Annotated in this window: 15 protein-coding genes; 8 read left to right on the top strand and 7 right to left on the bottom strand. The window is 57.8% G+C overall.

Annotated elements, in window-relative coordinates; translation table 11 throughout:
* Window positions 1–144 precede the first annotated feature (144 nt).
* Both M0412_RS18055 and rplS read right to left on the bottom strand, forming a co-directional pair.
* Complete coding sequence (locus M0412_RS18055) at window positions 145–1092, bottom strand: rhizobiocin (protein WP_142842244.1); 948 nt, start codon at window positions 1090–1092, stop codon at window positions 145–147.
* A 603-nt stretch (window positions 1093–1695) separates the two neighbouring features.
* On the bottom strand, window positions 1696–2235 hold the full coding sequence (gene rplS / locus M0412_RS18050) for a 50S ribosomal protein L19 (RefSeq protein ID WP_046799594.1): 540 nt from the start codon (window positions 2233–2235) through the stop codon (window positions 1696–1698).
* A 267-nt stretch (window positions 2236–2502) separates the two neighbouring features.
* Here rplS and M0412_RS18045 point away from each other — a divergent pair, with 267 nt between their 5' ends.
* Entirely contained in the window at window positions 2503–3249 is a 747-nt protein-coding gene (locus tag M0412_RS18045; protein WP_142842245.1) for a sulfite exporter TauE/SafE family protein, read from the top strand.
* Here the strand turns inward: M0412_RS18045 and trmD are convergent.
* The 5 genes from trmD to ffh form a co-directional block, all read right to left on the bottom strand.
* On the bottom strand, window positions 3231–3929 hold the full coding sequence (trmD, locus tag M0412_RS18040) for a tRNA (guanosine(37)-N1)-methyltransferase TrmD (RefSeq protein WP_269701055.1): 699 nt from the start codon (window positions 3927–3929) through the stop codon (window positions 3231–3233). The two genes, M0412_RS18045 and trmD, sit on opposite strands and share 19 nt — an antisense overlap.
* 4 nt (window positions 3930–3933) lie before the next feature.
* Complete coding sequence (gene rimM, locus M0412_RS18035) at window positions 3934–4500, bottom strand: ribosome maturation factor RimM (RefSeq protein ID WP_142842247.1); 567 nt, start codon at window positions 4498–4500, stop codon at window positions 3934–3936.
* A 120-nt stretch (window positions 4501–4620) separates the two neighbouring features.
* Window positions 4621–4998, bottom strand: coding sequence for a 30S ribosomal protein S16 (gene rpsP / locus M0412_RS18030; protein ID WP_035221728.1), 378 nt, complete (start codon window positions 4996–4998; stop codon window positions 4621–4623).
* 33 nt (window positions 4999–5031) lie between these two features.
* Window positions 5032–5349: a chorismate mutase gene (locus tag M0412_RS18025; RefSeq protein ID WP_142842248.1), complete on the bottom strand. Its 318-nt coding sequence runs from the start codon at window positions 5347–5349 to the stop codon at window positions 5032–5034.
* 11 nt (window positions 5350–5360) lie between these two features.
* Window positions 5361–6932 (bottom strand): signal recognition particle protein, encoded by a 1572-nt coding sequence (ffh, locus tag M0412_RS18020; RefSeq protein WP_269701062.1) that lies wholly within the window; start codon window positions 6930–6932, stop codon window positions 5361–5363.
* A 282-nt stretch (window positions 6933–7214) separates the two neighbouring features.
* On the opposite strand from ffh, the gene M0412_RS18015 reads away from it, so the two are divergent.
* From M0412_RS18015 to M0412_RS17985, 7 genes are all read left to right on the top strand, one after another.
* Window positions 7215–8333, top strand: coding sequence for an MBL fold metallo-hydrolase (locus tag M0412_RS18015; RefSeq protein ID WP_371338325.1), 1119 nt, complete (start codon window positions 7215–7217; stop codon window positions 8331–8333).
* A gap of 121 nt (window positions 8334–8454) precedes the next feature.
* Window positions 8455–9357, top strand: a complete 903-nt coding sequence (dapF, locus tag M0412_RS18010; protein WP_269701064.1) for a diaminopimelate epimerase — start codon at window positions 8455–8457, stop codon at window positions 9355–9357.
* Window positions 9354–10628 carry a tRNA (N(6)-L-threonylcarbamoyladenosine(37)-C(2))-methylthiotransferase MtaB gene (mtaB, locus tag M0412_RS18005; RefSeq protein ID WP_269701066.1) on the top strand — a complete coding sequence of 425 codons (1275 nt, stop codon included), beginning with the start codon at window positions 9354–9356 and terminating at the stop codon, window positions 10626–10628. Before dapF ends, mtaB begins: the two co-directional genes overlap by 4 nt.
* 32 nt (window positions 10629–10660) lie before the next feature.
* Complete coding sequence (gene ftsY, locus M0412_RS18000; protein WP_269701068.1) at window positions 10661–12097, top strand: signal recognition particle-docking protein FtsY; 1437 nt, start codon at window positions 10661–10663, stop codon at window positions 12095–12097.
* A 2-nt stretch (window positions 12098–12099) separates the two neighbouring features.
* Window positions 12100–12750 carry a septation protein A gene (locus tag M0412_RS17995; RefSeq protein WP_046799584.1) on the top strand — a complete coding sequence of 217 codons (651 nt, stop codon included), beginning with the start codon at window positions 12100–12102 and terminating at the stop codon, window positions 12748–12750.
* On the top strand, window positions 12747–13343 hold the full coding sequence (locus tag M0412_RS17990) for a DUF2585 domain-containing protein (protein WP_269701071.1): 597 nt from the start codon (window positions 12747–12749) through the stop codon (window positions 13341–13343). The genes M0412_RS17995 and M0412_RS17990 overlap by 4 nt, the downstream gene beginning before the upstream one ends.
* 92 nt (window positions 13344–13435) lie before the next feature.
* Window positions 13436–14617, top strand: a complete 1182-nt coding sequence (locus M0412_RS17985) for a diguanylate cyclase (RefSeq protein WP_269701073.1) — start codon at window positions 13436–13438, stop codon at window positions 14615–14617.
* Window positions 14618–14620: the final 3 nt, after the last annotated feature.

Below are 14620 nucleotides of genomic sequence, written 5' to 3'. Positions count from 1 at the left end.
TGGAATTTATATCACCGCCTTTGCGCGTTACAGCTGTAACTGTTGGATGCACTTATTCGAAGTGTTTTGAATAACAAGAAATCGTGGCTCGGACGTGTGCCGAGCCACCATCATCATTCAAAATATTGCCAGCGCTTCGGATAACTATGCTGAGAACCAGTCATTGTTTTCAAGCCGAACGCCGGAAAGAATAATCGACTCGTCTCCGCGCTCAAGCGTAATGTTGACGATAAGAGTGTTGACACCGTAACTTGTCACCGCCCAGTCATCGATAGTTGTGCCGACGAGTTTCAGCTTGTCCACGGATGCGTCGAAGCCAAAGATGGTATCGGTAGCGAGCCAAGTCCCTATGTCGCCCTTATTAAAAACAAAGGTATCTGCGCCACTGCTTGCCGTCATACGATCCATGCCTTTACCTCCAATTATCATCGACGAAGCGAGATTCACACTACTTAGATCTATTTCGTCGTTACCGGCGCCTGCATCGATCTTGACGGAGGTGAAGCGACCATTCGTAACACCGACTCCACCATTCGCAACGTAGGTACCAGCAACAATACCACCCGGGCTTGCGGCGGAAGCATCGTTGAACGCAGCGCCCCTTTTCACATTGATCGTGTCGTTGCCTGCGCCCGTATCGATATTAAAGGCATTCACCCAAGTGTTTTCATTCGAAAGGAGAGAGACGGCGACAGTGTCGTTACCAGCACCTGTCAAGATGTTGCCGCGCTTGGTGTTAAGAACTTCGAGGTTGGAAGAGCCAGTACCGCCGAGCTGAACGTCCACATGTACAAAATCCTTGAGTTTAAGGTTCTCAGGCCTCTCGGACTTTATGAGAGCATTCTTTACGGAATTCCATTCGGAGGTCACGTCGAAGGTGAAGCCATTTGCGTTTGCATCGTATCCAACATCGACCTTGCTGCCGGTTCCAGCAACGGAGATTGTACCTAAGGGGCCAGTTTCAAGCGAGACGCCGTTCTTTTCCTGAGTGGTTGATACCGTAAGCAGTTGGTAGACTTCCTGATCGATCAACTTGGTAAGCGACGATACCGAAGCCGCGCCACCGTTACCGAAATTTACTGTTAATACCATTTCAGTATCCTTTTTGAGTTTTATAAAATTTGGAATTTATTTTTTATAAATTTACATTTATATTGTATTTTTTTACTAGTTCTATTGGTGTAACTCATTTTATACGATGTAAATTTGAGTAAGTATTCATTTGTTTTTGTAAATTGCAAATATATTTTGATATCAACAAATTTTAGTAATTTATTAATAAAATTAATAATAAATATTCTATATATAACAAAAAATTATTTATTGATGATCATGATACGTCGTCGATTGTCTTGCTAACCAACTTCAGTGCTACCTGCGTCATTCTCAAAGGCAAAGCTAAAGTTGGTAGCCCAAGCTAGTTCCCATGCCATACTCATTGAAGGACGAAGGTATCGGCTCCTCCTTCTACGATAATCAATCCATGCTCTTTCAGGGGATCACCATCGAAGAAGCGAAATTTGCGCCGTGCAGATCAATGTCATCGTTGCTTGTGCTTGATTGCTCCTGACGGATGGGACGCTGCCGCCGATAACGCCTGTAAGCGCTCGGTTGTGATCCAGTTTACTTAAATACAAGCAACAAAAAAGGCGGCCCGAAGACCGCCTTTCCCGTAAATCCATTGAAATGGAAATCTTATTCCGCTGTGGCTTCTGCAGCCTTTGCTGCTTCTTCCGCTGCCTTGGCTTCTGCGGCTTCGGCTGCTGCCTTTTCGGCGGCGAGAGCCTGTGCTGCTGCTACCTTTTCGGCTTCCAGACGTGCCTTTTCTTCGGCAGCTGCCTGACGCTCGGATTCGTTCAGCTTGCGAGCGCGCGTACCGGTGTTTTCAACGATACGGGCAGCCTTGCCGCGACGATCGCGCAGGTAGTAGAGCTTCGCGCGGCGAACCTTACCGCGGCGAACGATTTCAACGCCTTCGACCAGCGGGGAGTAGATCGGGAATACGCGCTCGACGCCTTCGCCGTAGGAGATCTTGCGAACGGTGAAGCTTTCGGAAAGGCCACCGCCAGAACGGGCGATGCAAACGCCTTCGTAAGCCTGAACGCGGGTACGGTTACCTTCCGTTACGCGAACGTTGACGCGCAGCGTATCGCCCGGCGAAAAGTCCGGCAGGGTGCGCTTTGCTTCGATCTTGGCAGCCTGTTCGGCTTCCAGCTGCTGAATGATATTGGTCATATTAACCTCTGATTTCTTCTGAAACAGCCAGAGCGCTCAACGGTCGTCTGTCGGTCAATGCCTTCAGACCATGCCTTGCGGCAGGAGCGGGTTCGCCATTCTTTGCTTGCGGTTAAAGGGGCAAACCCCAATTCCAAGCGCGCACATATACTAGCATGCGCCGTTTGTCATCCCTTTCATGACAATATTTTATCAATTATGCGTCGCGTTGCAGCAGTTGCGAAGGGGCGTCTTGCCGGATATGGCATGAGAACCTTGGGAGGGGCCATGTCAGTTTTCATCGTTCTCATGCTGTTTGCGACCGGCTTTCTGTCTGGTGTCGTAAATGCGATCGCCGGTGGCGGCACTTTCCTGACCTTCGGGGCGATGACACTTGCCGGCCTGCCGCCCATCGTTGCCAATGCAACGTCGGCAATCGTGCAATTTCCGGGCTACATTACCTCCGTGATCGCCTATGCGCCGGAAATTCGTGCGCACTGGCGTGAGGCGATCCTGCTGTCGGCCGTGTCCGTCGTTGGCGGGCTGGCCGGGTCGCTGCTGCTGTTATCGCTCGACAACCCCTCCTTCCGCCAGCTGGTGCCATGGCTGCTTCTGGCGGCCACCGCCGTTTTCGCTGCCGGCCCGTGGCTGCGACCCAAGACGAGTGCGGAACGCTCGCCCGGAAATCTGCCTAGCCTCGCCTTTCAGGGGCTTGCATCGATTTATGGTGGTTTCTTCGGTGCCGGCATGGGCATCATGATGCTCGCCATCCTCGGAATAACCTCTGGCGGCAGCTATCATCACCTGAACGCGCTGAAGAACCTGCTGTCGGTGGTGATCGCCGTCATTGCAATCACGATTTTCGTCAGCGGCGGCGTCGTGTCCTGGTGGGCGGCACTCATCATGTTTCCGGCGGCGGCACTTGGCGGCTATGTGGGCGTGCACACCGCAAGGCGGGTGCCGCAATGGATCATCCGCTGGCTGGTAATTGCAGTCGGGCTGATTTTGACGGCCTATTATTTCGTCTCGGCCTGAGCTTTTTCGAGAAGGTCTGGCCGTCTTTCCCTGGTCAGCGCCAGCGCCTGTTCGTGCCGCCACTTGTCGATGACGGCGTGATTGCCTGATGTGAGGACGGCGGGAATGTCGCGGCCTTCCCAGACTTGCGGGCGGGTATAATGCGGATGTTCCAGTAGCCCGCCCTCGAAGCTTTCATGCACGCCGGAGAGATCGTTGCCCATGACACCAGGAAGTATGCGGACGATGGCGTCCAGCAGCGTCAGCGCCGCCGGTTCGCCGCCGGAGAGAATGTAATCGCCGATCGACACCTCCTCCAGCCCACGCGCGTCGATTACCCGCTGGTCGACGCCTTCGAAACGGCCGCAGACGATGATCGCACCCTCACCCGCCGCCAGTTCGCGCACGCGGTTCTGCGACAGCGGCTTGCCACGCGGGCTCATCAGCAGGCGCGGCCGTGTGTCGCCATCCGAAACATGGTCGATGGCTGCGGCCAGAATATCGGGTTTCAGCACCATGCCGGCACCGCCGCCTGCCGGCGTGTCATCGACGCTTCTGTGCCTGTCGATGGCAAATTCGCGGATTTGCACGGCCTCGAGCGACCATTGTTCGCGCTCCAGCGCCTTGCCGGCCAGCGAATAACCCAGATGCCCCGGAAACATTTCCGGGTAGAGCGTCAGCACGGTAGCCTTAAAGGTCATGGCTTTATTTCTTGCCGAAAGGCGGTACGCCGGTTTCGTCCTTGTCGTCGGGATTGTCGATCAGGCCGGCGGCCATCGGATCTATGAGAATGCGCCCGGCTTCGAGATCGATCTCGAGTACGGCCGACTCGGAAAAGGGGATGAGGGCAGGCCGGCGGCCGGCGCCTTTCAGTTCGAGCAGATCACCCGCGCCGAAATCGTAAACGGCGCTGACGGCGCCATAACTTTTGCCTTCCGCATCAACGGCTTCCAGCCCTTCGAGATCGGCATAATAAAATTCATCGTCATCAAGCTCGTCGTCCGGCAGATTGTCGCGGTCGATGAACAGTTCCAGCCCGTTCAGGCTTTCCGCCGCATTGCGGTCGTTGATGCCCCTGAAGCGGACGACGACGACATTCTTGCCCTCGCGCACTTCCAGAATTTCAAAGAGGCGGCCATCGGCGGTGACAAGATTACCGTAATCGCCGAGCGCCATCGGGTCGGCCGTATAGGTGCTGACGCGGACTTCGCCGCGCAGGCCCTGCGCGCCGCCGATCTTTGCCATGAGTACCGGGTTTTCCAGCTTTGCCATCGGGCCGTCCGTCTTCTGGTGTTGGTTGCGTCAGCTTTAAGGTTTGTTGACGCCAAAATAAACAAAAAACGGGCGGCATGGAAAACCACGCCACCCGTTTTTCAAAAGTTACCGTGCAGATTATTCTGCAGCAGAGGCTTCTGCAGCAGCAGCGGCTGCATCTTCAGCCTTCTGCTTCTTTTCAGCAACGCGCTCCAGGGCGCGCTTGCCCGGCTTTGCCTTTTCCGGGTTGCTGCGAGCGGCGCGCTCGGCAAGACCGGCTTCGGCGAGGAAGCGAAGAACGCGGTCGGTCGGCTGTGCGCCCTTGGCGATCCATTCCTTGATGAGATCAGCCTTCAGCTCAACGCGCTGCGGGTTATCCTTGCCGAGCATCGGGTTCCAGGAACCGACCTTCTCGAGGAAACGGCCGTCGCGGGGCGAACGGGCGTCTGCAACGACGATCTGGTAATACGGGCGCTTCTTGGAACCACCGCGTGCGAGACGAATTTTAAGTGCCATGTGATATACTCCTTAGGATGGCTTGTCCGCCGTTCAGGCGGTCTTTTCGTTACCGCCATGTTCGGCGGCGATTGCTTCATGATGCCGGATGACTTCCTTGATGATGAAGTTCAAGAACTTCTCGGCGAAATCCGGGTCCAGATTGGCGTCCTTGGCCAGATGGCGAAGGCGTTCGATCTGGTATTCCTCGCGCGCCGGGTCTGCCGGCGGCAAATTGTACTTTGCCTTCAGCACGCCCACCGCCTTGGTACAGCGGAAACGTTCGGCAAGAATGTGAACCAGTGCGGCGTCGATATTGTCGATCGACTGGCGATATTCAGAAAGCTGGGCTTTCACGTCTGTAGTGTTCACTGGCGTCCCCCTCACTTCTTTTTCGGGAAGCCGGGCAGGCCCGGCATGCCGCCAAGACCCGGCAGCTTTGCGCCACCAAGACCTGGCAATCCACCTGGCATGCCACCAAGACCCGGCATTGCACCCGGCTTGCCGAGACCGGCGGCTTCAGCCTGCTTCTGAAGCGCTTCGAGCTGCTTCGGATCGATATTCGACAGATCGGGCATACCGCCGCCCATCATGCCACCGAGCCCCATCTTGCCGGCAAGGCCGCCCATCATCTGCTTCATGATGCCGCCTTTGCCCTTGCCGCCCATGGCCTTCATCATGTCGGCCATGCCGCGATGCATTTTCAGGAGCTTGTTGATTTCGGCGGCATCCGTGCCGGAACCGGCGGCGATGCGCTTCTTGCGGCTGTGTTTCAGAATATCCGGATTGGCGCGTTCCGCTCTGGTCATCGAGGAGATGATGGCGATCTGGCGGTCGAACATCTTGTCGTTCATGCCGGCCGAAGCCATCTTGTCCTTCATGCCGGCCATGCCGGGCATCAGCCCCATGATGCCGCCCATGCCGCCCATCTTCTTCATCTGGCCAAGCTGGTCGGCGAGATCGTTGAGGTCGAACTTGCCCTTGGCCATCTTCTCGGCCATGGCGCGGGCTTTTTCCGCATCGATGTTTTCGGCGGCCTTTTCAACCAGCGAGACGATGTCGCCCATGCCGAGAATACGGTCGGCGATACGGCGCGGATGGAACTCGTCGAGTTCATTCATGCGCTCGCCGATACCGATCAGCTTGATCGGCTTGCCGGTGACGGCGCGCATGGAGAGGGCCGCACCGCCACGACCGTCACCATCCATACGGGTGAGTACGAGGCCGGTGATGCCGACGCGCTCATCGAAATTGCGCGCCAGATTGACGGCGTCCTGACCGGTCAGCGAATCCGCCACCAGCAGGATTTCATGCGGGTTGGACTTCTTCTTGATGTCGGCCATTTCCAGCATCAAGGGTTCGTCGATATGGGTGCGGCCAGCGGTATCGAGGATCACGACGTCATGGCCGCCGAGCTTGGCGGCCTGCACGGCGCGCGCGGCGATATCAGTCGGCGACTGGCCGGCGATGATCGGCAGCGTGTCGACGCCGGTCTGGACGCCCAGCTGGCGAAGCTGTTCCTGTGCGGCCGGACGACGCGTGTCGAGAGATGCCATCAGCACCTTCTTCTTCTCGCGGTCGGTCAGGCGCTTGGCAATCTTGCCCGTGGTGGTGGTTTTACCAGAACCCTGCAGACCGACCATCATGATGACGACGGGCGCGGCCGCATGCAGGTCGATCGAGACGCCTTCTGTGCCGAGCATTTCGACAAGTTCGTCATGCACGATCTTGACGACCATCTGGCCGGGCTTGATGGATTTCAGGACGGCGGCACCAACCGCCTTTTCACGCACCCTGTCGGTGAAGGAGCGCACGACTTCCAGCGCCACGTCCGCTTCCAGCAGCGCACGGCGAACCTCGCGCAGGGCGGCGGCAACATCGGCTTCCGTCAGCGCGCCACGGCCGGTCAGTCCATTTAGAATGGAACCAAGGCGGTCCTGGAGGTTTTCAAACATCGTTTCTTCCTTCTTCGTTCCGGGGTTTCCGAAACGTCGGTGCTTTCGCTGGCAAAAACAAGACGCAAAGCCAAAAAGCACCCGAGGGCGCATCGCGCTGTCGGGTGTTGACCTCCGGGATCTCTTTATACCTCTGCGGGTCCCGGTCGGCGGCTTGGAGTCGTGAAACTGCCAGCTGATTGGCGGGGATAAACAGGAAAGTGCTGGAAAAGTCAAGGCGGTGCCGGTTTTCAGCGATCGGGCCTTGCATTTCATCTTTGTGTGATCGGCTGCAAACCGAGATTGGTGCGGCTTGAACGGCACCATTCCGTTCCCTATACCTTTAGCATGAACCGTCGAAACTTCTTTCGTTTTTCAACCCTTGGATTGCTCGCTGTGGCGGGCGGTGCGCTGTTTGCCCGCCGTTCGAATGCCAGCGCCTATTATAGTGGCCCGATCTCCGATCATTTCGACGGGATACGCTTCTTTAATCCCGGCGGCTCGCCGCCTGGCAATTTCATGGGCCTGTTGAAATGGCGTTTCAACGGTGAGCGCGCCACATGGCCGGAAAACTATCCGAGCCCTTTTCCCTTTGCGACGCCCGAAAGCCGGGTCGAGGGCAAGGACATTCGTGTCACCTTCGTCGGCCATGCCTCCTTTCTGATCCAGACGGCAGGTCTGAATATTCTCGTCGATCCTGTGTGGTCGCAACGTACCAGCCCATTCAGTTTCGCCGGTCCCAAACGGGTCAATCCGCCCGGCATCCGTTTCGAGGATCTGCCGCCCATCGATCTGGTGCTGCTGACGCATAATCATTACGACCATCTGGATATGGAAACGCTGAAGCGGTTGCATGTGGCGCACAAGCCGCTCTTCATCACGCCGCTCGGCAATGATGCCATCATCCGCACCGGCGTGGAGGCGGCGCGTATCAAGGTGGGCGACTGGGGCGATGTGCTGGAGGTCGGCTCGTCGGTTAAAATTCATTTCGAACCGTGCCACCATTGGTCTGCCCGCGGCCTCAACGACCGCAGCATGGCATTGTGGGCCGCCTTCGTCATCGAGGGGCCGGGTGGTAAAATCTACCACATCGGCGATACCGGCTTTCACGAAGGCCTCAATTATCACGCTGCGCGCAAGAAGCATGGCGAATTTCGCCTCGCCAACCTGCCTTTCGGTGCTTATGAGCCGCGCTGGTTCATGAAAGGCCAACACCAGAACCCAGCGGAAGCCGTTGAGGGCATGAAGCTTTGTGGCGCCGCGCATGTCTGCGGCCATCATTGGGGTACGGTGCAGCTCACCGATGAGGCTGTCGATGCGCCACTTGCGGCGCTGAAAACGGCGCTTGTGGAGCAGGGTGTGGAGGAAAGCCGTTTTCGGCCCATGCGCCCCGGTGAGGTTTTCGACGTACCCTCCGCCTGAGCGCTGCCCGGTTTGCGCCGCAACAGTCTGGTAATTTGCCGGTCTTTCCGCCATATAGGGCGAAAGCGCGGGACAAATCCCGTATGCAATCCAATTTCAGATGGTTTTCAGGTTCAAGGCGATGGCGGATACGGTCGAATTTGCGAAGATGAACGGGCTTGGCAACAAGATCCTCGTTATCGACATGCGCGGCCGCAAGGATATGGTCACGCCTGCGGCAGCCATTGCGCTCAATGCCGATCCCGCGACCCAGTTCGACCAGATCATGGCCATTCACGATCCGCGTGTCAGTGGCACGGATGCCTTTATCGACATTCTCAATTGCGATGGCACGAAGGCGCAGGCCTGCGGCAACGGCACGCGCTGCGTGGTGCAGGCACTGTCTTCCGAAACCGGCAAGACCAGCTTCACGTTCCAGACGGTGGCCGGCATTTTGAATGCCGTCGAGCATGAAGACGGCATGATATCAGTCGATATGGGTCTGCCGCGTTTCCGCTGGAGCGATATTCCGCTGTCGGAAGAGTTCCATGATACGAGCCGCATCGAATTGCAGATCGGGCCGATCGATGCGCCGATCCTGCACTCGCCTGCCGTCATGTCGATGGGCAACCCGCATGCAATTTTCTGGGTGGACCGCGATCCGATGGATTTCGATCTTGAGCGGTTCGGGCCGCTGCTCGAAAACCATCCAATATTTCCGGAAAAGGCCAATATCACACTCGCACAGGTGATGTCCGACAGTGCACTGCGCACCCGCACCTGGGAGCGTGGCGCCGGGTTGACGCTTGCCTGCGGTTCCGCCGCATGCGCTGCCGCCGTTTCCGCCGCCCGCACCGGCCGCACGGCTAAGAGGGTCACCATCGATGTGGCCTCCAGCCCCATCCGCGTGCCGCTGACCATTGACTGGCGTGAGGACAACCACGTCATCATGACCGGCCCGGCTGAATGGGAATGGTCGGGTTCCGTCGATCCTGTCACGGGTGTCTGGTCACGGGATGCGGTGGCCGAGCAGGGGGCCGTATGAGCGGCGTCGAGGTCATAACCTTCGGCTGCCGTCTCAACACCTATGAATCGGAAGTGATGCGGGCGGAGGCCGAGAAGGCTGGGCTGAACAATGCCGTGCTGGTCAATACCTGCGCGGTGACGGGGGAGGCGGTGCGTCAGGCGCGCCAGGCCATCCGCCGGGCACGGCGCGACAATCCGCATGCGCGCATCATCGTTACCGGTTGCGCTGCGCAGACGGAAAAACAGACCTTTGCCGAAATGCCCGAGGTGGATGCGGTGCTGGGCAATGAGGAAAAGCTGAAAAGCACTTCCTATCGTGCGCTGCCCGATTTTGGCGTCTCGGCGGAAGAAAAGCTGCGCGTCAACGACATCATGAGCATCAAGGCGACCGCGCCGCAGATGGTCAAGCACATTGACGGGCATGTGCGCGCCTTCATTCAGGTGCAGAATGGCTGCGATCATCGCTGCACCTTCTGCATCATTCCCTATGGGCGCGGTAATTCCCGCTCCGTGCCTATGGGTGCAGTGGTGGATCAGGCGCGCAGACTGACGGAAAGCGGTTATTGCGAGATCGTGCTGACCGGAGTGGATGCGACCAGCTATGGGGCTGATCTGCCGGGCGAACCCTCCCTCGGTTACCTCGCCAAGACTTTGCTGAAGCAGGTGCCGGATATTCTGCGCCTGCGCCTTTCCTCCATCGACAGTATCGAGGCCGACCATCATCTGATGGATCTGATTGCCGATGAGCCGCGTTTCATGCCGCATCTGCACCTGTCCCTCCAGCATGGCGATGACATGATCCTGAAACGCATGAAACGCCGCCATTCACGGGCCGATGCCATCCGCTTCTGTCGTGACGTGCGGTCGCTCCGGCCGGATATCGCCTTCGGCGCGGATATGATTGCCGGTTTCCCGACCGAGACGGAAGAGATGTTCGAAAACGCCGCCACGCTTGCGGAAGAATGCGGCATTTCCAGCCTGCATGTCTTTCCCTACAGCCCGCGTGCCGGCACGCCGGCGGCCCGCATGCCGCAGCTCGACAGGGCGCTGGTGAAGGACCGGGCGGCAAGGCTCCGCGAACGCGGTGAAGCGCTTAAGGTGGCGCAGTTGCAGGATATGGTCGGTTCGGTGCAAACGATCCTGGTGGAAAACACCGGTTTTGCCCATACCGATAATTTCACGCTGGTGGCGGCGCCTGATCTTGCCCCGCGCACTCTTGCGCAGGTTGCGATTACCGGCCACAACGGCAAACATCTGAACATGAAGCTTCTGGCGGCGAACGCTGCCTGAGGCGGCTCAAGAGAAAAGACACGGGAACGACCATGGCCCTCGGCTTCATCAAAAAAGTCTTTTCGTTCGGCAAGGACAAGGCCGAAACGAATGAGCGGCCGCAAGAGGATGCTGCGCTTGAACGCGGCAATGAAAATGCCTCTTTTGAAGCGGCGCTGAGCGAGGCCGAAGCGCACACACCTGTCGACGAGGACCCGGTTTCCGAACTGGAGATGGAAACGGCTGGCGGGCCTGTTCCGGACGAGGCGGCGTATGCCACGCCTTCGGAAGAAGAAGATGAAGAGGACGCACCGCTTCTGCCCGGGGCCGAGCTTTCAGGCGATATGGGGCTGGTGCCGTTGTCGTTATTGCAGGCGGAAGCCGCCGCCGAGGAGCAGGCAGAGCCTTTGCCGGAAGCTGTCGATGCCGTGCTCGATGCTGACGCGATGGATGCGCTGCTGGATGAGGCGGAGTCGGTAGATGCCGTCGAACCCCCTGTCGTGCCGCAGGCTTTGCCGAAGGGCTTTTCATCGGCAAGCGAGCGCCAGGAGCCGGTTGTCGCCGCGCCTGAGCCGAAGCTCAGCTGGTTTCAGCGCCTGCGGGCCGGGCTTGCCCGCACCTCGTCACAGCTGACCACACAGATTTCGGCGCTTTTTACCAAGCGCAAGCTGGACGAAGATACGCTCGACGAGCTGGAAGACCTTCTCATCCAGTCGGATCTGGGTGTCGAGACCGCCATGCGCATCACCGGCGCTTTGTCTTCCGAACGTTATGGCAAGGATGTGAGCGGTGAGGACGTGGCGCGTATCATGGCCGGTGAGATCACCAAGGTCCTGAAGCCGGTCGCCAAACCTCTGGAACTCGATCTTTCGCATAAGCCGCATGTCATTCTCGTCGTCGGCGTCAACGGCACCGGCAAGACGACGACCATCGGCAAGCTTGCCGCCAAACTCTCAGGCTCGGGCCTTAAAGTGATGCTCGCAGCTGGCGACACGTTCCGCGCAGCGGCGATAGAGCAGCTGAAGATCTGGGCGGATCGCACCGGCTCGCAATTTATCGGCACGAAGCTCGGGGCAGATGCCTCGGGTCTGGCTTACGATGCCTATGAGCAGGCGCGGGCGGAAAAGAGCGATGTGCTCATCATCGATACGGCCGGCCGTCTGCAGAACAAGACGGAACTGATGGCGGAACTGGAAAAGATCGTGCGTGTGCTCGGCAAGCTCGATCCGGATGCGCCGCACACCGTGCTACAGACACTGGATGCGACGACCGGCCAGAACGCCCTGAACCAGGTGGAGATATTCCGCAATGTCGCGGGTGTTTCGGGCCTGATTATGACAAAATTGGATGGCACGGCGCGGGGCGGTATCCTCGTCGCCATCGCTGCCAAACACAAGCTGCCGGTCTATTTCATCGGCGTGGGTGAAGGTGTTGATGATCTGGAGCCCTTCGAGGCGGAAGATTTCGCCAAGGCCATTGCGGGAGTTTGAGTATGGATATTGAAAGCAATTCCAAGGAAAGCGAAAAGATGGTGGCGGAAATCAGCCCGCTGCTGAAATTCGTGCTCGAACTTGGGCCGCTCATGGTGTTTTTCTTCGCCAATTCCCGCGGCGAATGGCTGGCCTCGACTTTTCCGGTTTTGACGGAGTTCGGCGGACCGATCTTCATCGCCACCGGCCTGTTCATGATCGCTACCGCCGCCGCTTTGACCGTGTCGTGGATTTTGACGCGTAAACTGCCGATCATGCCGCTAATATCAGGCATCGTGGTTTTCGTGTTTGGCGCGCTGACGCTGTGGCTGCAGAACGATACCTTCATCAAGATGAAGCCGACCATCGTCAACACGCTGTTCGGTGTCATCCTGCTGGGCGGTCTGTTCTTCGGGCAGTCGCTGCTGGGTTACGTCTTCAATTCGGCTTTCAAGCTGACGGATGAGGGCTGGCGCAAGCTGACGCTGCGCTGGGGCGTGTTTTTCCTGTTTCTGGCGGTTTTGAACGAGGTTGTCTGGCGTATGTTCACCACCGACACCTGGGTTGCCTTCAAGGTGTGGGGCACGATGCCGATCACCATCATCTTCACCATGGCGCAAATGCCGCTCGTCATGCGCCATTCTGTCGAACCTCTCGGCAAGGACGAAAAATGACAATTGCGGAGATGTCGGCGTCCCGTTCGCGTTCGCTTAGATGGTTCGGCGTGGCCGCCGGGCTGCTTCTGCTGCAGATCGTCATTCTCTACGCCATGGGCCGTATTCCCATCTGCGAATGCGGTTATGTGAAGCTGTTCGAGCCGGGTGTGAACACGCCGGGCAATTCGCAGCATCTGGCCGACTGGTATACGCCCTCGCATATCATCCATGGCTTTCTGTTTTATTGGTTCGCCTGGCTGCTGTTCCGCAACAAACCGTTTTCCATGCGGCTTTCTTTCGCGGTCCTGATCGAGGCGGCGTGGGAGCTTGTCGAAAACTCGCCCATCATCATCGATCGTTATCGCACGGCGACCATGGCGCTGGGTTATGCCGGCGACAGCATTCTGAACTCGGCCATGGACACGGTTTTCATGGCGCTGGGTTTTCTTTTTGCCGCCCGCGTGCCGGTGTGGCTGACGATAATAATCGCCATCTTCTTCGAAATCTTCACGGGGTGGCTGATCCGCGATAATCTGACGCTGAACGTGGTCATGCTGGTCTGGCCGCTCGATGCGATCAAGGAATGGCAGAACGCGCTCCCGCAAATGTGAACGAGCCTGCTGGCGATATGTGCAAGTTTTCTTAATGGCAGTGCGCTAGTCTGCGCTGCTTAAAGGCTTGTCTCTCGGTCCGGCATAACACATTGCAAGATAATTTCGCCTATCTTCTCCCCTTCATCATGCTGACATTCGGCGTCGTGTTCCTGTTTCTGCAAAGGATCGGTCACGCTTCGGCGCGCTATTGGGGTATCGGTTATCTTGCAGCGGCTTTTGGTTTTGCCGCTCCTCTGGTGCTCGGTGGCCTGCCCTTCGAATTGCAGGCGATTATCTCGAACCTGCTGTTCTTCTCCGCCTTTTTTCTCTACGGCCATGCGCTGCTTACCCATTTCGGGCGGCCGCTTCATACGATGGCACGGCTGTCGCTCGTGCTTGCCGCCGTTATATTGGTTTCATTTCATGTTTTCATCACGCCCGATCTGAAACGCGAACTCGTCATCGGCGATCTCGTTTGCGCCCTGCTGCTTGCTTTTCCGGTCTGGCTTGTGCGGAAGCGGCCGGTGACCCTTGCGGATCGGCTGATGGTGGCGATTGCGTTACTGGTTGTGCTGGAAACGCTGGTGCGTATCGGCATGCTGCTGGTGATGACGCCGAACGGCTTGATGATCGAGCTCAGCGAATTTTTCGAGTCGGATTATGCCTTCTACATGCAGCTTGCTGCGAGCATATTCGGCTTCCTGCTCGCGCTTTCCGTGCTCGCAAGCCAGATTTCCGTCACCGTCGACCGGCACCTGGATGCCGCTGAACACGACCCGTTGACGGATGTGCTGAACCGGCGCGGATTTGACCGGCGTGTTCCCGATTTTCGCAACGACACGCCTGAAGGTGCGGTCATTGCCTGCGATATAGACCATTTCAAGCGCATCAACGATGTTTACGGCCATGCTGCCGGAGATATCGTGCTTATCGGTCTTTCCGATCTTCTCAGGCGGAACGCACCTGAAAGCGCGCTGGTGGCGCGTTTCGGCGGCGAGGAATTCGTGGTTTTCCTGCCCGGCCACACTGCCGCCGCTGCCGGTCAGCTTGCCAATGGCATGCGCTCGAACCTCTCATCCCTCGATTGGCGTAACCGGGGTGTGGCTACCCAGATCACCGCAAGCTTCGGCGTCTCGGCCGTCGCAAGGGGAGATCATTCCATTCATGACGCCATCAAGCGGGCCGACGACAGCCTTTATGCGGCAAAGCGCGGCGGTCGCGATCAGGTCGTGCTGGAAGGTATCCGCATGCCGGCTGAAGGCCCGTCGCTCAGGGTTATTTCGAAAAGTTGAGCT

Origin of the sequence: Agrobacterium sp. O3.4, assembly GCF_041414895.1 — a bacterium.
Taxonomy (GTDB): Bacteria; Pseudomonadota; Alphaproteobacteria; order Rhizobiales; family Rhizobiaceae; genus Agrobacterium; species Agrobacterium cucumeris.
This window is presented reverse-complemented; position numbering and strand designations above follow the sequence as displayed.